General features: G+C 55.6%; 22 protein-coding genes, 1 tRNA gene and 2 pseudogenes. 15 read left to right on the plus strand and 10 right to left on the minus strand.

Going from position 1 to position 16,366, the window contains the following annotated elements; all coding sequences use genetic code 11:
- Nucleotides 1–60: 60 nt before the first annotated feature.
- Genes ttcA through rpmH form a run of 4 tightly spaced genes read right to left on the minus strand, consistent with a single transcriptional unit; the run spans nt 61 to nt 1,802 of the window.
- Complete coding sequence (gene ttcA / locus ACR3EM_RS17310; protein WP_480471856.1) at nt 61–954, minus strand: tRNA 2-thiocytidine(32) synthetase TtcA; 894 nt, start codon at nt 952–954, stop codon at nt 61–63.
- 38 nt (nt 955–992) lie between these two features.
- Nucleotides 993–1,223 (minus strand): membrane protein insertion efficiency factor YidD, encoded by a 231-nt coding sequence (yidD, locus tag ACR3EM_RS17315; protein WP_480471857.1) that lies wholly within the window; start codon nt 1,221–1,223, stop codon nt 993–995.
- The gene (gene rnpA, locus ACR3EM_RS17320) at nt 1,220–1,642 is read right to left on the minus strand and encodes a ribonuclease P protein component (RefSeq protein ID WP_480471858.1); all 423 of its coding nucleotides are present in this window, start codon (nt 1,640–1,642) and stop codon (nt 1,220–1,222) included. The genes yidD and rnpA overlap by 4 nt, the downstream gene beginning before the upstream one ends.
- 25 nt (nt 1,643–1,667) lie before the next feature.
- Nucleotides 1,668–1,802, minus strand: coding sequence for a 50S ribosomal protein L34 (gene rpmH, locus ACR3EM_RS17325; protein WP_005980833.1), 135 nt, complete (start codon nt 1,800–1,802; stop codon nt 1,668–1,670).
- A gap of 269 nt (nt 1,803–2,071) precedes the next feature.
- On the opposite strand from rpmH, the gene ACR3EM_RS17330 reads away from it, so the two are divergent.
- The 4 genes from ACR3EM_RS17330 to ACR3EM_RS17345 all read left to right on the plus strand — a co-directional run bounded on the left by ACR3EM_RS17330 (nt 2,072) and on the right by ACR3EM_RS17345 (nt 5,794).
- A complete protein-coding gene (locus ACR3EM_RS17330; RefSeq protein WP_480471859.1) occupies nt 2,072–2,830 on the plus strand; it encodes a TVP38/TMEM64 family protein in 759 nt (252 codons plus the stop codon).
- A gap of 3 nt (nt 2,831–2,833) precedes the next feature.
- Nucleotides 2,834–4,252: a dihydrolipoyl dehydrogenase family protein gene (locus tag ACR3EM_RS17335; protein WP_480471860.1), complete on the plus strand. Its 1,419-nt coding sequence runs from the start codon at nt 2,834–2,836 to the stop codon at nt 4,250–4,252.
- A gap of 18 nt (nt 4,253–4,270) precedes the next feature.
- Nucleotides 4,271–5,653 (plus strand): ATP-binding protein, encoded by a 1,383-nt coding sequence (locus tag ACR3EM_RS17340; protein WP_480471861.1) that lies wholly within the window; start codon nt 4,271–4,273, stop codon nt 5,651–5,653.
- A 64-nt stretch (nt 5,654–5,717) separates the two neighbouring features.
- Nucleotides 5,718–5,794 (plus strand) — tRNA-Arg (locus tag ACR3EM_RS17345).
- A gap of 670 nt (nt 5,795–6,464) precedes the next feature.
- Here the strand turns inward: ACR3EM_RS17345 and ACR3EM_RS17350 are convergent.
- Nucleotides 6,465–6,842: a hypothetical protein gene (locus ACR3EM_RS17350; protein WP_480471870.1), complete on the minus strand. Its 378-nt coding sequence runs from the start codon at nt 6,840–6,842 to the stop codon at nt 6,465–6,467.
- Between the two features lie 82 nt (nt 6,843–6,924).
- On the opposite strand from ACR3EM_RS17350, the pseudogene ACR3EM_RS17355 reads away from it, so the two are divergent.
- The 5 genes and pseudogenes from ACR3EM_RS17355 to ACR3EM_RS17375 all read left to right on the plus strand — a co-directional run.
- Nucleotides 6,925–7,098, plus strand: a pseudogene (locus ACR3EM_RS17355) (helix-turn-helix domain-containing protein); the annotation flags it as partial.
- A gap of 301 nt (nt 7,099–7,399) precedes the next feature.
- The gene (locus tag ACR3EM_RS17360) at nt 7,400–7,648 is read left to right on the plus strand and encodes an EF-hand domain-containing protein (RefSeq protein ID WP_480468788.1); all 249 of its coding nucleotides are present in this window, start codon (nt 7,400–7,402) and stop codon (nt 7,646–7,648) included.
- A 26-nt stretch (nt 7,649–7,674) separates the two neighbouring features.
- Nucleotides 7,675–8,196, plus strand: coding sequence for a hypothetical protein (locus ACR3EM_RS17365; protein ID WP_480471862.1), 522 nt, complete (start codon nt 7,675–7,677; stop codon nt 8,194–8,196).
- A 534-nt stretch (nt 8,197–8,730) separates the two neighbouring features.
- Nucleotides 8,731–8,892: a hypothetical protein gene (locus ACR3EM_RS17370; RefSeq protein WP_480468790.1), complete on the plus strand. Its 162-nt coding sequence runs from the start codon at nt 8,731–8,733 to the stop codon at nt 8,890–8,892.
- 121 nt (nt 8,893–9,013) lie between these two features.
- Nucleotides 9,014–9,160, plus strand: a complete 147-nt coding sequence (locus ACR3EM_RS17375; protein ID WP_480468791.1) for a hypothetical protein — start codon at nt 9,014–9,016, stop codon at nt 9,158–9,160.
- Between the two features lie 49 nt (nt 9,161–9,209).
- Here ACR3EM_RS17375 and ACR3EM_RS17380 read toward each other — a convergent pair whose 3' ends face one another.
- A complete protein-coding gene (locus ACR3EM_RS17380; RefSeq protein WP_480471863.1) occupies nt 9,210–9,641 on the minus strand; it encodes a hypothetical protein in 432 nt (143 codons plus the stop codon).
- 38 nt (nt 9,642–9,679) lie between these two features.
- Entirely contained in the window at nt 9,680–10,072 is a 393-nt protein-coding gene (locus tag ACR3EM_RS17385; RefSeq protein WP_480471864.1) for a LysR family transcriptional regulator, read from the minus strand.
- Between the two features lie 361 nt (nt 10,073–10,433).
- Here ACR3EM_RS17385 and ACR3EM_RS17390 point away from each other — a divergent pair, with 361 nt between their 5' ends.
- The 6 genes and pseudogenes from ACR3EM_RS17390 (at nt 10,434) to ACR3EM_RS17415 (ending at nt 13,538) form a co-directional block, all read left to right on the plus strand.
- Nucleotides 10,434–10,622, plus strand: a complete 189-nt coding sequence (locus ACR3EM_RS17390; RefSeq protein WP_480468793.1) for an EF-hand domain-containing protein — start codon at nt 10,434–10,436, stop codon at nt 10,620–10,622.
- A gap of 455 nt (nt 10,623–11,077) precedes the next feature.
- Nucleotides 11,078–11,956 (plus strand): LysR family transcriptional regulator, encoded by an 879-nt coding sequence (locus ACR3EM_RS17395; RefSeq protein ID WP_480468794.1) that lies wholly within the window; start codon nt 11,078–11,080, stop codon nt 11,954–11,956.
- Nucleotides 11,957–12,009: 53 nt separating this feature from the next.
- Entirely contained in the window at nt 12,010–12,219 is a 210-nt protein-coding gene (locus tag ACR3EM_RS17400; protein WP_480468795.1) for a hypothetical protein, read from the plus strand.
- A gap of 79 nt (nt 12,220–12,298) precedes the next feature.
- Nucleotides 12,299–12,516: pseudogene (groEL, locus tag ACR3EM_RS17405) on the plus strand (chaperonin GroEL); the annotation flags it as partial.
- 389 nt (nt 12,517–12,905) lie between these two features.
- Nucleotides 12,906–13,154 (plus strand): EF-hand domain-containing protein, encoded by a 249-nt coding sequence (locus ACR3EM_RS17410; RefSeq protein ID WP_480468796.1) that lies wholly within the window; start codon nt 12,906–12,908, stop codon nt 13,152–13,154.
- A gap of 18 nt (nt 13,155–13,172) precedes the next feature.
- On the plus strand, nt 13,173–13,538 hold the full coding sequence (locus ACR3EM_RS17415) for a hypothetical protein (RefSeq protein ID WP_480468797.1): 366 nt from the start codon (nt 13,173–13,175) through the stop codon (nt 13,536–13,538).
- 47 nt (nt 13,539–13,585) lie between these two features.
- Here the strand turns inward: ACR3EM_RS17415 and ACR3EM_RS17420 are convergent, their stop codons facing one another.
- From ACR3EM_RS17420 to ACR3EM_RS17430, 3 genes are read right to left on the minus strand one after another with little or no spacing between them, the layout of a single operon-like run.
- Nucleotides 13,586–14,620 (minus strand): succinylglutamate desuccinylase/aspartoacylase family protein, encoded by a 1,035-nt coding sequence (locus tag ACR3EM_RS17420; protein ID WP_480468798.1) that lies wholly within the window; start codon nt 14,618–14,620, stop codon nt 13,586–13,588.
- Between the two features lie 5 nt (nt 14,621–14,625).
- Nucleotides 14,626–16,026: a 30S ribosomal protein S6--L-glutamate ligase gene (rimK, locus tag ACR3EM_RS17425; RefSeq protein ID WP_480471865.1), complete on the minus strand. Its 1,401-nt coding sequence runs from the start codon at nt 16,024–16,026 to the stop codon at nt 14,626–14,628.
- Nucleotides 16,027–16,031: 5 nt separating this feature from the next.
- Nucleotides 16,032–16,310, minus strand: a complete 279-nt coding sequence (locus ACR3EM_RS17430; RefSeq protein ID WP_480468801.1) for a hypothetical protein — start codon at nt 16,308–16,310, stop codon at nt 16,032–16,034.
- Nucleotides 16,311–16,366: the final 56 nt, after the last annotated feature.

A 16,366-nucleotide genomic window follows, 5' to 3' on the forward strand; every position in this document is an offset into this window, starting at 1 on the left:
GCCTTCGGCTTGTGCATGGGTCGCGCAGGCCGAGCGTAGGAAACCAATCTGAGTCAGTCGTTAACGCAGCTGTGGAATTTCGTCCGAATTTTTGTCTTTTTGAATCGGATCAAGCGAAAGATTTGCAAAATCAAAGAGTTTTGGATCCAACAGGTGCGACGGACGCGCGTTGGTCAGCGCCCGGAACATCACCTGCCGCCGTCCAGGGTTGTTCTTTTCCCATTGATCCAGAATCTGTTTGACCTGTTGGCGTTGCAAACCATCCTGACTGCCACACAGGTCACAGGGGATGATGGGATAGTTCATCGCCTTGGCGAATTTCTCGCAATCGGCCTCGGCCACATGGGCGAGGGGGCGATAGACGAACAGGTCGCCCTCTTCATTCACCAGCTTGGGCGGCATGGTTGCCAGACGCCCGCCATGGAACAGGTTCATGAAAAAGGTTTCAAGGATATCGTCACGGTGATGGCCCAGAACAACCGCCGAACAGCCTTCCTCTCGTGCAATCCGGTAGAGGTTGCCTCTGCGCAGGCGTGAACACAGCGCGCAATACGTGCGCCCTTGCGGGACCTTGTCCATCACGATGGAATAGGTGTCCTGGTATTCGATGCGATGGGGTACGCCCATGCGGTCCAGAAACTCGGGCAGCACAGTCGCGGGAAATCCGGGCTGTCCTTGATCGAGGTTGCAGGCCAGCAGATCGACAGGCAGCAAGCCCCGCCATTTCAACTCGTATAGCACCGCCAATAGGGTATAGCTGTCCTTGCCTCCGGACAGACAGACCAGCCAGCGTGGGGGCTTACCGTCTTTGTCATGCGCGGACGGGTCGACCATCCCATAATGTTCGATGGCTTCGCGTGTCTGGCGCACGATGCGTTTGCGCAGTTTCTTGAACTCGGTGGTCGAGGGCGCACCGGCAAAGAGCGGATGGATATCGTCGGCTTCATCAAACATGGGCGGGGCCTATCGCAGATGGGTGAACCGGGCAAGGGTCAGGGTTTTTCGTCTGGCACTGGGTCATAGCCATCGCCGCCCCATGGATGACAGCGCCCGATGCGTCGGGCGGCCAGCAATGTGCCCTTGACGGGGCCGTGCTTCTCCAGCGCCTCCAGCGCGTAGGCTGAACAGGTGGGTTGATAGCGGCAGTTGAAACCGACCCACGGGCTGAAGATCAGCCGATACGCCCGGACGGGCAGGGCGAGGATATGCGCAAGCAGTGTCATTTGCCGCCATGCAATTTGCGCAACGCATAGCGCAGATCGTCTAGCAGCGCGTCGAAGGGGCGGGCAGCTGTGACCTCGGCACGTCCGATGAGAATGTAATCCCAACCCTCGCGACCCTGAACGGGCAGAACGGCACGCGCAACCTCGCGCAGGCGGCGCTTGGCGCGGTTGCGGGCCACCGCATTGCCAACTTTCTTGGAACAGGTGAACCCGACGCGAATGCCGGACGCTTCGTCGGAACTGCGTTTGCGCGCTTGCACCATCATCGAGGCCGTACCCTGACGTTTCGCCCGCGCGGCCTTCAGAAAGTCCGAGCGATTCTGCAATACGGTCAACGTTTCGGGCGCGCAAACGGACGCCGCCGGGGGCTTCACCCTCGGCTGGTTGCTACCATCCTCAGGGGCCTCCGGCGGCGTCATGTTCATAACCTGATCAGTGAGCGGTTTACGCGCTCAGCGACTTGCGGCCACGTGCGCGGCGCGCGTTCAGGATTTTGCGGCCGGCTTTGGTGGCCATGCGCGCGCGGAAACCGTGGCGGCGTTTGCGAACCAGGTTCGAAGGCTGATAGGTGCGTTTCATCGCTCCGTCTCCAATCTATAGCGGTGGGTGCGGCGCGGATTCGCCTGGCCCTAATGTTCGAAGCCCGTCCTCTACTGGGTCACGGGTGCTAAGTCAAACCCCTAGGTGGGGGTTTTGCGGCCTTTTGCAACAATTCTGTAACCGGTACTAGCAAAAGGTTTCAAATCGCGGCTTATAGTGCCTGAATCCCTCACATTCCCTGCCATAAACATCAACGCCGCGTGAGGTCTCTGTTGCGCGACCCGCATGCGTCGCATGTTATAGCCAGAATGAAACGTACAAAACCGGACAACCTGATGAGTGATGCAACTCAGGCCCCGCGCAGCGGGCTTGCGCGCCATATTCCATTGCTGGTGATTCTCGCCGTAGCTGCGGTGGGGTTTTTCACCTTAGGTGATTACCTGACGTTTGAGACCCTGCGCGACAACCGCGAGGCGTTGTTGGAATGGCGTGACGCCAATTACTGGGCCATGGCTGCTGCATTTGTTGCGATCTACATCGTGATCGTCGCCTTTTCGCTGCCCGGAGCGGCAGTGGCCTCGATGACCGGAGGGTTCCTGTTCGGTCTCTTCGCCGGGACCGTATTCAACGTTGTTGCCGCGACCATCGGCGCATCGGCCATCTTCCTGGCAGCACGCTGGGGGTTGGGTGCATCGCTGACAGCGCGGCTGGAATCCTCGGAAGGTGCGGTCAAGAAGCTTAAGGACGGGCTGCGTGAGAACGAAATCTCGGTTCTGTTCTTGCTACGTCTGGTGCCCGTCGTGCCGTTCTTTGTGGCCAATCTGGTGCCTGCGCTGGTGGGGGTGAAGTTTCGTAATTTCCTGATCACGACCGCGCTGGGCATCATCCCGGGCGGCATTGTCTACACCTGGATCGGTGTCGGGCTGGGTGGCGTGTTCGACCGGGGCGAGACGCCGGATGTCTCGCTACTGTGGGAACCGTTTGTCATTGGCCCCATCATTGGCTTGTGTGTTCTGGCCGCTTTGCCGATTGTCATCAAATCCCTCCGTGGCCGAAAGGACGCCTGACCCATGCAAGAGTTGAAGACCGATATCCTGGTGATCGGCGCCGGGTCGGGCGGGCTGTCCGTGGCTGCCGGGGCCAGTCAGATGGGTGCGGATGTCGTCCTTCTGGAAGGGCACAAGATGGGCGGCGATTGTCTGAATTTCGGCTGCGTCCCCTCAAAGGCTCTGATCGCCAGTGGCAAGGTAGCCTATGGTCAGGCGCATGCGTCCGCTTATGGTATCTCGGATGTGGTGCCGCAGATCGACTATGCCGCTGTCAAGGATCACGTTCATGATGTGATCGCTCAGATCGAGCCGATGGACAGTCAGGAACGTTTCGAAGGCTTTGGCGTCAAAGTGATCCGGGAATATGGCAGCTTTGTCTCGCCTACGCAGGTGCAGGCCGGAGACCATCTGATCACCGCCCGCCGTGTCGTGGTGGCCACCGGCTCTGCGCCTTTGGTGCCGCCTCTGCCCGGGTTGGATCAGGTGCCATATTACACCAACGAGACCTTATTCGACCTGCGCGACAAGCCCGAACACCTGCTGATCATCGGCGGCGGCCCCATCGGCATGGAGATGGCGCAGGCGCATATCCGGCTGGGGTGCAAAGTCACAGTCATCGAGGGCATGAAAGCGCTGGGCAAGGACGACCCCGAGGCAGCTTCAGTTGTGTTGGACAGCCTGAAGGCTGAGGGTGTTGCGATCCACGAAAACGCCATGGTCGCTCAGATTCGTGGCAATGCGGATTCTATCGAGGTCGTCACCGAGAACGGAGAAATCTATGCAGGCTCTCACCTGCTGCTGGCGGTTGGGCGTAAGGCCAATATCGACAGGCTGAACCTTGAAGCTGCCGGGATTGATCGGACACGCACAGGCATCAAGGTCAATGAGTCTCTGCGAACATCCAATCGCAAAGTCTACGCAATCGGTGATGTGGCTGGCGGGCTGCAATTCACTCATGTGGCAGGATATCAGGCCGGGGTCATTATCCGCTCGGCCCTGTTCGGACTGCCGTCAAAGGCGAAAACGGCGCATATTCCTTGGGCCACATATACCGACCCAGAACTGGCGCAGGTCGGTCTGAGCGAGGCGCAGGCCCGCGCACAGCACGGTGACAGGCTGGAAATCGCGCGCTTTGACTTTCATCACAATGATCGCGCCATTTCCGAGCGGAAGACGAAGGGTTTCATTAAGGTGATGGTCGTAAAAGGCCGACCCGTCGGCGCAACAATCGTAGGGCATCAGGCCGGAGAATTGATCAACTTGTGGTCGCTGGCCTTGGCCAATAACCTCAAGATGGGTCAGATTGCTGCAATGGTCTCACCCTATCCGACGATCGGAGAGCTTAACAAACGGGTGGCGGGCGCTTATTTCTCGCCAAGGCTGTTTGAGAATCAAACGGTTAAAAGAGTGGTCAGATTTATCCAGCGCTGGATTCCCTGACCCGAGGAGGAGCGCAAAGTGAACTCGCTGTCGGGCCGATTTCTGATCCTGACGACGGTCTTCGTCATGTTGGCCGAAATCTTGATCTTTGTGCCCTCAATCGCGCGCTTCCGTGAGGATTTCCTGCTCAACCGATTGGAGCGGGCCCAGATAGCATCGCTCGCACTGCTGGCCGATGATATGCTGGCCGATGATCTTGAGGCTGAATTGCTGGCCAATGCCGGCGTCTACAACGTTGTATTGCGTCGCGATGAGGTGCGCCAATTGATGCTGTCGTCGCCCATACCAGACCGGATCACCAAGACCTATGATCTGCGCGATGCCAGTGCCTGGGTACTGATCCGTGACGCCACTTCGCGGCTCTTTACGCCTGAAAATGAGGTCGTCCGTGTGATTGGCGCCCCGGTGAAAGATGCAGGCCTGCTGATCGAAGTGACCATGGACAGCGATCCCCTGCGCATGGCGATGACGGATTACGGCTTACGCATTCTCGGGCTGTCTTTCGTAATTTCGATTATCACGGCATCGCTCTTGTTTCTCGCCGTGCGCGTGGTGCTGGTTCGTCCGATCAAAGGCGTGGTCGGCTATATGCAGCGCTATGCAACCGCACCGGAGGACGCGCGCGGTATCATCTCCCCCAGCTCCAAAGTGACCGAACTGCGTGAGGCGGAAGAGGCGCTTCAGACGCTCCAAACCGATCTAACGCAGGCCCTGAAGCAACGCGAGCGGTTGGCACAACTGGGCGGGGCGGTCGCCAAGGTCAGCCATGATCTTCGCAATATCCTGACATCGGCACAGCTGTTCACTGACCGGATCGAGACCAGTGACGACCCGCTGGTGCGTCGCTTGGCGCCAAAGCTGGTCAACTCGATAACCCGTGCGGTGTCTTTATGCGAAAGCACGCTGGCTTTCGGTCGCGCCGAAGAGCCGGCCCCGACCCTGACCATGGTGCACCTGCAGGACGTTGCCGCTGATGTTGTTGCCAGCGAACAGCTTGCTATCGCCGATGCCTGTGTCGAAATCGTCAATGACGTCCCCAAGGAGTTGGTGATCCGCGCCGATCCCGAACAGATTTACCGCGTTATTCTGAACCTCGTACGCAATGCCCGTCAGGCTCTTATTGCTGCGGGCAAGCCGGGTCGGATCACCGTCTCCGCTGTGGAACAGGACACCGAGTGGTGTATCGAAATCAGCGATACAGGACCTGGCCTACCACCCAAAGCACGTGAGAATTTGTTCACGCCATTTCAGGGTGGGGTTCGAAAGGGTGGATCCGGTCTTGGCCTTGCAATATCGCAGGAATTGGTGCGTGGCCATGGTGGCGACCTATTCCTGAAGGATACCGGAGCGCAGGGAACTGTCTTTGAAATAAGGCTTCCCCGGGGCGGCGTGACTTTTTGAAGATTTTTTGCAGAATCCGCTTGCACGCGCTCAGCCCCGGGTCTACATAGCGCCTCACCAACGCGGACCGATAGCTCAGCTGGATAGAGTACTTGACTACGAATCAAGGGGTCGGGGGTTCGAATCCTCCTCGGTCCGCCACTTGTACCGTGTGTCAGGCGACACATAGTTCTGCCACCAGCGACAGAACCTTGCCATTTTCGCCACACTTCCTTCATCCAGCACCTAGACCGATTTCAATGATCCTGACTTCCCTTTCGGGAAAATCAGGGCTGATTTGCAGATCAGACGCCGAAGGCGCTTGTTCCTGCTGATCTGCCACGTGGCGAACGCGGATGGGGGCGAGGCAATGCTATTCGACAATAGTGGTGCGGCCCGCAGGCGCAGCCGAGGACACGGTGTTGTCTAATAGGGTTGCCCGAGGGGGAAGGCAGCGTCTTACCCCTGATGGACAGGGGCGTTTGGCTTGTCCAAATCCCACTGTCCCCAAAAGATGTGCGGCGGTGTGGGCTGCGCGAGTACTGTTTGCGCGAGGCAGCCTTTTGTACTCGTTCCACTGAATGGCCACTACTCAACCAGAGATCGCTTCACATAAAACCGCTTCAGTGAGATGCGCGGTTTATTACGACGCTGTCAATCATCCGTTGGTTGCGAAAATCTGCCTTTCGAGGTCCGGATCGACGAAGACTGCAATGCGGACTTTGCTGTCATTCGATCTGTGGCTTTCGCTGACGCAGCATCGTCTCGCAGGAGCAGCACTGAATTAGCCATGTCACAGCAAGTGTTGCCACAGCGGCCGTTCAAACCGCGTTCAACGACCATATTCCAAAACGTACCGTCGCCACGTGGCAGGTTTATGCGAACGACGTGGGACTTTGCCGCCATCGTCCCTGCGGGTATTGGCTGGCGCAGTACTTGCTCGCGTGTGCAACACCTTAGTTTGGGCTTCCCGAAGCATCGGGAGCGCATCGATCAGCAGCTTGTGCCACAAACTCGGTACGGCACCGAATTCCAACAACATGTCACAGACGACCGGCAGAGAGACATCGAGCCGTGCTTGAGACCAGGTTCGCACCAACGCCTGGGCGGGGCGATGAAACTGGCTTCCTGCGGGCGTTAACTTTGCTCCGCTCTTCCCGCGTTCGAAGACAGGCTGACCAAGCTGATCTTCCAGAGGACGAACGCGAATGCTGACCGTTGATTATGTGTAAAACACACGACTTGATCTGACATTTCTGCTCTTTTGGAGCGCAAGCAAGGAGTGTCGATCAATGACAAGCATTCAGGAAAAGATCATCAAGCCGAAGCTGGGGCTGCTGGAATTGGCCAAGCAACTCGGCAGCGTTTCACAGGCCTACAAGGTGATAGGTTATTCGCGGGACAGCTTCTACCGGTTCAAGGAACTGTATGAACAAGGCGGCGAAGAAGCCCTGATGGATCTCAGCCTCCTTGGGGAATGTCCGTGCAAATTCAATGCCCATACTTATCTATTTGTAGTTCTGATATCAGCGTCAACATAAATTTGTTTTTCAAACCAATCGATTGACCCCATATTGTCTGTGTAGCGGTCTGGAGCCGACACATGTTCGGAACACGATCCATGATATTGTGAGAAGTGTCGCTCCCGATCTCTCGTGACGCCGACGCCTGAGTGAGGAGTTTTCACGGTCCCGCTCTTGGGCCGCCGCATCAAGAATGAAGATCTCAACCTGGGATCCTATGGGTGCCCCATTCATGGAGAAAATCATGAGCCGCGTATCAATAGGTGCACTACTCGCGATGCTGATGGTGACATCGGCTTTTGCAATGCCCGCCGAAATCGACACCGATGGTGATGGAATGGCGTCTTTTGCCGAAATCCAGGCGTTTTATCCTCAAGTGACAGAAGAACTATTCGGAGAGATCGACCTTGATGACGACGGATACGTCAATGATGAAGAATTCCTGCAAGCGGTCGGAGAAGAACTCGTCACTGACCCGGTAACTGACGCATAATCCGGTCGTCGCGGAGTGATCGACACATGTCTAACAGCACACGGATCAAAAGACTGTTCCTAGGTGCCGCAGGCCTCTCGCTACTCTTGTCCCCCTTCGTCATGCTCAGCCAGGCCAGCCTGTCCATTGGAACCTCGGCCCTGGTGGTTCTTGTTTCGATGTCCATAGGTTTTCAGGCGTTGGTGACCGCAGTATTGAATTCGCAACATTATTGCTGGGTTCGTGGTGCCTTGGGAATAGCATTGGGAATTGAAATACTGGGAGGTACGTCGGCGCTCGGCTACGCCGAACAGTACACGGTCGCGCTAAGTGCCAGAATCGTAGGGGTTGCGCTCATCTCAATCGCAGTTGCCGAGTGTTTTGATAACAATCAACACGGCGGCTCCCAGGCAGGTGAAGGGCGGGGAATTGCCCTGTATTCATTGCGCTACTGGCGCCGGCTGGGTGAGCCTCGGAAGGCTCCAGAGACGATCTTGGCCTTCAGGTCAAGCTGTCAGAGGTCTGGTAAGCCGACAAAATCGATTCACCCTGTGACGATCAGCGGTTGACGTCCCGGCAACTGGTGCTTTGCCGTCATGAGACCTCGTAAGAAAACCACGCCGACAAGTTCACCGAGATCGTTAACTATGTATGGATGCCGCTGCGATAGCGCTCAAAATCGCCTTCGTCCGAGGCCAGGCCTCGCAGGAATTTGCCAACGGTCTCTGTACACGAACAGTTCCAACTTGCAGCCACCGCACAACCTCAGGAACCTCGTTGAACTGGACCCACAATCAGCACCAAAGGGCTGAAACGAAAAGCTTGACCAATTGACGCGACACCTGTGATCGGCCCAAATCCCGATTTTTCAACACTATCCAGGCAAAGAAAACCTTCGCTGCAGTCACGCCAATGGCCGCTTCAGGAATCGGAAACTTTATTTCACCCCGTCAACTTCGGAGCCAGATGTCCGAAAATAGACTGCGTCTAAGGAGGGTGTATTGACAAAACAAATATCAACGCGCAGATAAATTCGCTTCTCAGAATTCCGTGGCGCGCGTAGCTTTGAGCAATGATGAAATCGTTGGTCTGAGGAATCAGAGATGGCTAAGCAGAAACCCGTAGATAAGTATATCCGCGACCAGGATCGCAGCCCTACGAGCATTTTGTCTCGCTTGAAGTCAAAAAAACAGTTGCGCAAGTTTGCCAAGAAACATGCCAAAACCCGGCGTGAAGATTTTAACGATTCACCCGCCCAGAACTAGCTTTCCGGCTACCACTTGAGTCCAACAGCGGGCTTGAGGCCTGCATGTCGCTAAAAAGCGTATGCAGGCATCTTTTGCTGCATTATCCGAAAATTTGGCTTCAGCGATTGACACACTCACCATGAAAGACAGACGTCTATGGATTGCGGGTGTCGCGGCGACCGTTGTTCTTGTCGTCGCTGTCGCTTTCGTCAGCGGCTGCTTCGGCGACGGAGAAACTGAGACACTGATCCCTACCAGCCCTGAGGTTTCGTCACCGGAGGGATGATCGACTAGCTTGGTGATCGGATGCGCTGACGCAGTATGCGTCAACGCATTCACTTTGCACCGACCAGCAAGGATCTTGCGACTTCCTTCAGGTAACTGGCCGCCTGGCCTGGAAAGCTGTCACTTTGTTCTTTGTTAAAAACAGCATGAGCTGCGTAGGCAAACCTAGGTGCATTATTTACGATTCGTAGCGATCCGTCCTTGATCCCTGTTTCAACAATTCGGCGCGGAAAGTAACCCGACGCTGGTGTGGACATCAGGTATTGCAGCCCAAGTGTTCCGATTTCCAGGTGCAAGCCTGGCGTGACAAGGTCAGGAAAATTCAGTAGGTGATCCGCCCGAAATTCGGGTCCCCAATCAACAAAAATGTAACGGCCGCCGAGTGGGTTTCCCAATTCTTCCATGTCGCTACTGACGAGGACAAATTCGTCTTCAAAGAGCTGCAGTGCAACAAGCCCAACCGTATTTCTGGGACGGTACATGACTGCGAGGTCTAGAATACCATCTTCGACTTGCTGGTTCAGATCGACTGCGTTGGCCAGGACGCTTTGACGGCCACGTTTGGCAACGTGTTCTCCAAGCCTGGCATAGCTGTGGTCAAGAACCCATCCCACAGGCTGGGGAATGCACCGATTTCAAGTGAGGCATAGAGTTCGGCAGGCAATGCGGCATCCAGCTTTGCCTGCGTCCACGTTCGCACAAGCGTGACTGCATGCCGCTGAAAATGCACTCCGGCTGGCGTCAAAGTTGCCCCTGTCTTGCTCCGTTCAAAGACGGGGTGCCCAAGCTGTTGTTCAAGGGTTCTGATGCGCATGCTTACCGTCGATTGGGTAACGTGCACCTTATCTGAGGCTTCGAGAAAGCTACCGGTTTCGACGACAGCAAGAAAGGTTCGGGCGAGTTCGATATCCATTCGGCACCTATTTGCATCTACGATAACATCGTCATGTTAAGTTCGTTATTCAAGTTTGAACGAATGTGAGAATTTGATCCTGCGAGCGACTCTCGCTCGCTGTGATCAGGAGTATTTCACATGAAATCGACATCCAAACCCAAGCCCAAGCCCAAACCCGCGTCGAAACCGGAGTCCAAGGACAAACCAACGGTCGGCGCTGCCAAAGCCGGACACAACTCGGATCGCTAAGCGCCTCCGAGATCGCCCAAAAAACAACAAGGGCTGCTTGAGGGCAGCCCAATCGAGAAAGGAGAATACAATGAATCGCATTTTCTACGCTATTTTCCTCGCTTCTATTCTTGCCACAACGGCAGGCGCAATGACCGCCGATGTTGACACGGATGGCGACGGCTTCGCGTCGATGGCGGAACTTCAGGTGGTCTACCCTGACCTGACAGAAGAGGTGTTTCAGGAAATCGACACTGATGGTGACGGCCTCGTCAATGACGAAGAGATGCTCGTTGCGATCGATGACGACCTGATCGCTGATCCCGAAGGCGATAAGTAAAGCCGACCAGGGAACGCTTGCCATGCAAACGTTTGATCTGTTCCGATGGCTCGATACCACATTTGGGCTCTGGTTGACCCTGTCCCCCTTTTTGATGTTCAACCAGGCGCCCTGTTTCAAGGTGTGGTAACCAATGAAGCGGTGACCTTGATGGTATTCGGCCTGCTTGCCCTTGTTATCGCGGGTTTCTGATACAAGAGGCACCGTGCAATTCAAATTGCCATTGGCAGTATTCTCGGAGCTGGACTGATCACGTCGCCCTGGTTGTTCGGATTTTCCGGCAATGTCGTGGCGGCTTGGTACACCGGACTGATCGGTCTTGGTGTTTTGGTGACAACTCTGTTTGCACTGGTGAAGTCTCAAACCGAGTTGAGTTCTTAGTAAGTTTGTCACCGAGGGGTGGGAAACCGCCCCTCACTCCTTTGGACCATTCCGGAACGCATGGAAGTAGCTAGATGGACATTAAGTTTGCACGAGCATTTGTCGCGATTGTCGAAACCGGCAGTTTCCGTAAGGCCGCGGCAAGACTGAGCCTGGAGGAAGCGACGGTGCGCGATCAAATCGCTGCTATGGAACGTCTGCTGGGCAAGCAGGTTTTCAAGGAAAACGGATCTGCCCCAAACCTCACGCCAGCTGGTCGGCATTTCCTGCCGCATGCTAGGGCGTTGATACGCACCTGGACAAAGGCAAAACTGGAAGTTGCGTTGCCAGAAGACATCGAAGTTGCGCTGGAGATTGGAACGACCTCCTATCTGTGGGAGCATATACTTCTGCCGTCCTTCTTCAGGATCAGAAATGAGCTACCAAAGACTGCGATCAAGACGGTCGTTGGCACCCCGGAAACGCTTGCCCAACAGTTCAAATTTGGAAGCCTGGATGCTGTCATTACGCATGATGCCTCGCTCTTTGATGTGGGTGAACGTGCGCATCTGTTTCGTGATGAATATGTCTTTGTGGGCCATGACAAGAAGCAGTCATCGCCAGACAATTCTTATGTGTTCCTCGACTGGGGTCCGCAGTTCAGGGCCGAGCATCTTCTGTACTTTCCACATCTTGTGACACCGAACCTGCAGTTGGATGCTAGCCCGGCCGTTGTCGATTATGTGGAGGACGTTGGAGCCAGTGGCTATTTTCCGTATCGATTGATCTGCGAACACCTGTCAGATTTGGAGTTCGATGTTGTCACGGACGCACCACGCATTCCCTATTCCGCCTACGCAATTTTTGATCGCGAGATGAGCCAGAATGTGATGGCCGTTCTGAAAGCGATCCTAACCGAGACGTCCAACCCTGCAGTGACAGCAATCCAGCGCAAGATGACACTCGTTCATTAGGGTGCTGAAGACGGCCAGCCACCTTGACCAGTAGATGCTCCCAGGAGGAAACGATGACTGCTTTTGATCGACCAATCCCGATGTTCGCCAAGTATCCATTCGAGGTGATCAGGCGTCTGTATGACCGCCCGCTGCGGAAAGATACAGCTCAGGAAATCGACGATTTCGAGTGCCTCGATGACGCGCCAGACCTGGATTATTGGGAACCTGCAGAGACCTTGCAAAGGGAGGCTGATTGGGGGTCGGAGACTATGCGGCTCTAGTTTCGGCGAAAATTGAGGTGTCCTCAGAATTTTCCCTGAAGGCCTATTGTAGTCGATTTCGGCGATAGCCATTTACCACGTTTTGGCACATGCCATCGTCAAAGAGGGCATGAAAGCCGTGGCTGCGGGCATGAACCCCATGGATATCAAACGCGGGATCGACAAGGCCGTCGCGGCTGTTGTGACCGAAGTGAAATCGATGTCTCGCCCCCGTCGGTGACACAGCCGAGATCGCAATAGTCGGCACAATCTCTGCCAATGGTGAGGCTGCAATTGGTCAGCAGATAGCTGATGCGATAAGGAAACGCCGAACTGCAGGCGTGAGTGTCGCGCCGGATTTTCCGCGCTTGAGCAGCAGCATCGAAGAAAGTACCCGTTTCAACAACGGCCAGGAAGGTCCGGGCAAGTTCAATGTCCATGGGTCACCTATTCGGATATTCGATATTATCCGCGAGAAAAATTCGTTATTCAATAGGGTACGTTTGTGCCATATCCATTGCGTAGCGCGGAAGTGTCCCCACCAGGTCGGAACGCAAATCAACCGTTCTCATATTGTAGTGGAGGTCCCGATCTGCGGAGCCGTTGCAATCTGGGTAACAGAGAAGCCCAACCGACGCCCACGCGCTACACCAACCTCAAACTGGGCGCGCCATGAAAGGTAGCCCATATTCTCATGGAGAAGAAAAATGAGTCGAGTTTCTATTGTTGCTCTGCTCTCTTCAGTGTTTGCCCTTCCGGCATTCGCAACGCCTGCCGACTTAGACATGGACGGTGATGGTATGGCGTCTTTGGCTGAGCTTCAGACAAAGTACCCTGAAGCCTCGGAAGATTTCTTCCTGGAGATTGATGCGGATTCCGATGGGTTCATCAATGACGGCGAATTCGTTACCGCTGTCGATGCAGAACTTCTTCCCGGCCCAGTAGGGGATCAGTAAACAAAGGTCGTCACGGTTATGAGAAAGCCAATCCCACCCCAGAAATGGCTGCTTGCCGCGATGGGTATCTGGCTGGTTCTGTCCCCATTTCTCCTGTTTCGTCAGGAAACCCTGTTACAGGGTATGGCTGAATCTGAAGCTCTCGTCTTCATGGCCACTGGCTTTGGTGCTTTGGTCATGGCTGGCGCTGGCGACCGGAGCCACCTTCTCGCACGGGTGGCTCCGGTATCGGCACTTGGGGTTTCTCTAATTGCCGCACCTGCGGCCCTGAGCTTTACCGGCCACATTGTGGCGACGGCAAATGCATGGCTAACGGGATCGGCGCTGATCGCGCTCGCAGTTTGGGAGGTAAAAGCGAGCCGCGTATTGCGTACAATCTCGTAATCTGGCGCGGGGCAGGCAACTGCCCCGCGTTCTTGTTTTCTGACCACCTAAATGATCTCATCCTCATCAAACATTGGATCGCCGTCGAGCTGATTGGCGATCATGTCGACCCGCATTTCAACATCGGCGCTCGTCGTTTTGGCGATATGAAACAAGGCATCACCCTCGTGCACAAATGGCAAATTGGTGCGGCCCACAATGATACCGTCCGCTTCTCCAAGAACATCCATTCTGATTTCACCAAAAGGGTCCGAGATCCGGCCAAGCAAGTCGCCGACCTCCACATATTCGCCTGCCGCCTTGAACGTTCTAAGCAAACCACCGACCGGAGCGCGCACCCAGGAACTCGTCCGTGCGTGAACCGGCGCTTCACGCACGGGAGCGATGCCACGCTTGGCGACCATGCCCATCGCGTTCATAACCCGAAGAATACCTGCGAGACCCGCCCGAGCCGAAAGCTCGTCGAAACGCAACCCTTCTCCCCCTTCGAACAGCAGCACATCGACACCTCGCTCTTGTGCCGCTTTTCGCAGGGACCCGTCGCGCAGCTTGGAAATCATGACGACCGGTGCACCGAACGCATCGGAGTATCTGATCGTCGCATCCGAAGCCGGAGAAACTCGAATTTGAGGCAAGTTGGTGCGGTGGATCGCGGCAGAATGAAGATCGATACCGAGATCGGAACGCTCAACAATTTCGGTCATAAAGATATGTGCGAGGCGGCCCGCCAATGATCCACCCTCGCTGCCGGGAAACGACCGGTTTAGGTCGCGCCTGTCCGGAAGGTATCTCGATTGGGTCATGAAGCCGAACGCGTTCACGATTGGCACAACCAGCAAAGTGCCCGCGATCTTGTCGAGTTGAGGTGCCCGTAGCAATCGCCGTGCGATTTCGACGCCAATCACCTCATCGCCATGAATTGCCGCGCTGACAAATAGGACTGGTCCTGGGCGGCGGCCATGAACCACATGCACTGACATGCTGACAGGCGTATGATCGGACATCACGCTCACCGGCAGATCGAGCGTAGCCCGCGTGCCTGCCGGGACGGTGAAACCACCGATTTCAAATGGCTCGCGCATAGCCGTTATCCGCGCCCTCTGGTCTTGGTGTTTCCCTTGGTGGCGTTCTTTTCCAGAAACTCGATGATCTTGCCCGCAACATCAATGCCGGTTGCCTTTTCCACCCCTTCAAGTCCTGGTGAGGAGTTCACCTCCATGACAACCGCTCCATGATTGGCGCGCAGCATATCTACGCCGCAGACATTCAGCCCCATCGTCTTGGCTGCACGCACGGCGGTAGAGCGTTCCTCGGGCGAGATCTTGATGGGTTGGGCACTTCCACCCCGGTGCAGGTTGGATCTGAACTCTCCCTCGGCCCCCTTCCGCTGCATCGCCGCGATAACACGGCCACCAACCACAAGCGCACGAATATCTGCGCCGCCCGCTTCCTTGATGAACTCCTGGACCATGATGTTAACTTTCGCGCCGCGAAAAGCCTCGACAACGGATTTTGCCGACCGGTTTGAGTCGGCAAGAACCACCCCGATGCCCTGCGTACCCTCCAGCAGCTTGACCACCAGTGGAGCGTCGCCCGCGAGTTTGAGAACTTCGCCGGTCTGTTTCGGATCATGAGCGAAGGTGGTGACCGGCAAACCAATGCCGTCCCGCGCCATGAGCTGCATGGAGCGCAGCTTGTCGCGCGATCTGCCAATCGCCACTGACTCGTTGAGTGGGAAAACACCCATGATTTCGAATTGCCGCAGCACGGCCAATCCATAGAACGTGACCGACGCTCCTATCCGGGGGATCACCGCGTCATAACGCCCGAGCTTCTTACCATCGTAATAGACCTCCGGCCGGCGTGAAGCGATGTTCATGTAGCAGCGCAGCGTGTTCACGATATCAAGCTCGTGGCCGCGCTGCTCGGCGGCTTCTTTCAGACGGCGGTGCGAATAAAGGTCCGGGTTCCGGGCCAGCATGACAAATTTCATTGGCGTTGTCCTTCCGGGTCCTTGCGTCTGGCTTTCTTCTTGATCCCTGTTGGAGCTTCTCCGGAACCCAGCAGATAGGAGTGACCCGGATCGACTAAAATCCCCGCCTGCGAATGGCGGTGCGGCCAGGATCAGATCAAATTCCATCTTCGCACGGTTGGCCAAAGAGACGTCGATCTGCCAACGATGCCGTCCAAGCAAAAGCTGCGTTCTAACGATCAGTCGACGTTCTGGGACACCACCTGTGTTCTTGATCTCGCGTTCGTCGACAACTCTGGTTCGAACCCGGTTTGGTGAACGGCGGTTCTGGACTGGTATCATGAACTCAACCCATCGCTCGCCGTCAATTTCAAACACTGTCTGATCTACAGCATGGAGTGCTGCGGTTCTTGCACCGGTGTCTATCTTGGCCGGGATATTCTCTATTCCGAAGTCGGGCAGGCTGATGCGTTCACGCCAACCTATGATTTCTGGGTGTGCCGCACGCTTCACCATAGCGTCTACTCTATGCAGTCATCGTTGGCACGTCTGTAGTTCACAAACGAATTGGCGCTCATCACGACATAAAACGTGTCCATATCGATTAACACGTACCCAAGTTCGAAAAGCGAGACCGACAATGCACGGATGTCAGTTTCGTATAAACGCCTGCGCCCTGCGATCCGACGCACGAGCTTATCCGGAATTCGATAACGTCCATTTGCCTTACCGCCAAAGTCCTGATCGTAAAGTTCCGCCAAGCGTTCAGCGGTCATGGATATCCAGTCATTTTCACGCATGACTTTTCCTATATTGGCAATAATTATTTGTCTATAGACAATTAAAATCTGCTATA

The organism is Ruegeria sp. AH3 (assembly GCF_056536265.1).

What these genes read in the sequence shown, in the direction of transcription:
- ttcA (WP_480471856.1), bottom strand. Translation starts at nt 954, where the DNA reads ATGTTTGATGAAGCCGACGATATCCATCCGCTCTTTGCCGGTGCGCCC.
- yidD (WP_480471857.1), bottom strand. Translation starts at nt 1,223, where the DNA reads ATGACACTGCTTGCGCATATCCTCGCCCTGCCCGTCCGGGCGTATCGG.
- rnpA (WP_480471858.1), bottom strand. Translation starts at nt 1,642, where the DNA reads ATGACGCCGCCGGAGGCCCCTGAGGATGGTAGCAACCAGCCGAGGGTG.
- rpmH (WP_005980833.1), bottom strand. Translation starts at nt 1,802, where the DNA reads ATGAAACGCACCTATCAGCCTTCGAACCTGGTTCGCAAACGCCGCCAC.
- ACR3EM_RS17330 (WP_480471859.1), top strand. Translation starts at nt 2,072, where the DNA reads ATGAAACGTACAAAACCGGACAACCTGATGAGTGATGCAACTCAGGCC.
- ACR3EM_RS17335 (WP_480471860.1), top strand. Translation starts at nt 2,834, where the DNA reads ATGCAAGAGTTGAAGACCGATATCCTGGTGATCGGCGCCGGGTCGGGC.
- ACR3EM_RS17360 (WP_480468788.1), top strand. Translation starts at nt 7,400, where the DNA reads ATGAGCCGCGTATCAATAGGTGCACTACTCGCGATGCTGATGGTGACA.
- ACR3EM_RS17365 (WP_480471862.1), top strand. Translation starts at nt 7,675, where the DNA reads ATGTCTAACAGCACACGGATCAAAAGACTGTTCCTAGGTGCCGCAGGC.
- ACR3EM_RS17370 (WP_480468790.1), top strand. Translation starts at nt 8,731, where the DNA reads ATGGCTAAGCAGAAACCCGTAGATAAGTATATCCGCGACCAGGATCGC.
- ACR3EM_RS17375 (WP_480468791.1), top strand. Translation starts at nt 9,014, where the DNA reads ATGAAAGACAGACGTCTATGGATTGCGGGTGTCGCGGCGACCGTTGTT.
- ACR3EM_RS17380 (WP_480471863.1), bottom strand. Translation starts at nt 9,641, where the DNA reads ATGTACCGTCCCAGAAATACGGTTGGGCTTGTTGCACTGCAGCTCTTT.
- ACR3EM_RS17385 (WP_480471864.1), bottom strand. Translation starts at nt 10,072, where the DNA reads ATGGATATCGAACTCGCCCGAACCTTTCTTGCTGTCGTCGAAACCGGT.
- ACR3EM_RS17390 (WP_480468793.1), top strand. Translation starts at nt 10,434, where the DNA reads ATGACCGCCGATGTTGACACGGATGGCGACGGCTTCGCGTCGATGGCG.
- ACR3EM_RS17395 (WP_480468794.1), top strand. Translation starts at nt 11,078, where the DNA reads ATGGACATTAAGTTTGCACGAGCATTTGTCGCGATTGTCGAAACCGGC.
- ACR3EM_RS17400 (WP_480468795.1), top strand. Translation starts at nt 12,010, where the DNA reads ATGACTGCTTTTGATCGACCAATCCCGATGTTCGCCAAGTATCCATTC.
- ACR3EM_RS17410 (WP_480468796.1), top strand. Translation starts at nt 12,906, where the DNA reads ATGAGTCGAGTTTCTATTGTTGCTCTGCTCTCTTCAGTGTTTGCCCTT.
- ACR3EM_RS17415 (WP_480468797.1), top strand. Translation starts at nt 13,173, where the DNA reads ATGAGAAAGCCAATCCCACCCCAGAAATGGCTGCTTGCCGCGATGGGT.
- ACR3EM_RS17420 (WP_480468798.1), bottom strand. Translation starts at nt 14,620, where the DNA reads ATGCGCGAGCCATTTGAAATCGGTGGTTTCACCGTCCCGGCAGGCACG.
- rimK (WP_480471865.1), bottom strand. Translation starts at nt 16,026, where the DNA reads ATGGTGAAGCGTGCGGCACACCCAGAAATCATAGGTTGGCGTGAACGC.
- ACR3EM_RS17430 (WP_480468801.1), bottom strand. Translation starts at nt 16,310, where the DNA reads ATGCGTGAAAATGACTGGATATCCATGACCGCTGAACGCTTGGCGGAA.